The organism is Pseudomonas sp. SDO5532_S415, from assembly GCF_054071155.1.
On the sequence record NZ_JBSVWS010000382.1, the window covers coordinates 1 to 303 of the forward strand.

Here is a 303-nt window from a genome sequence, read left to right on the forward strand (position 1 = left end):
GTTGTCGTGGGTTCGATCCCCATCGTCCACCCCATATTTCGAAAGGCGCCAGATTAACAGTCTGGCGCCTTTGCTTTAAAGGCTTCATCCGCGGATGTGGTGGAATTGGTAGACACACTGGATTTAGGTTCCAGCGCCGCGAGGCGTAAGAGTTCGAGTCTCTTCATCCGCACCAAATAAAGCTTCACTCACGCCGGTTGGCCTGGTTGGGGCTCTACAAAGAAGTTGCTTGGCTTCTTTGACACGCAATATGGTGGGCGTAGCTCAGTTGGTAGAGCACGGGATTGTGACTCCCGTTGTCGT

Annotated in this window: 1 tRNA gene; it reads left to right on the forward strand. The window is 53.1% G+C overall.

Features of this window, described 5'->3' with window-relative positions:
* Positions 1–90: 90 nt before the first annotated feature.
* Positions 91–175, forward strand: a tRNA-Leu gene (locus tag ACW9HW_RS30185).
* Positions 176–303 lie beyond the last annotated feature (128 nt).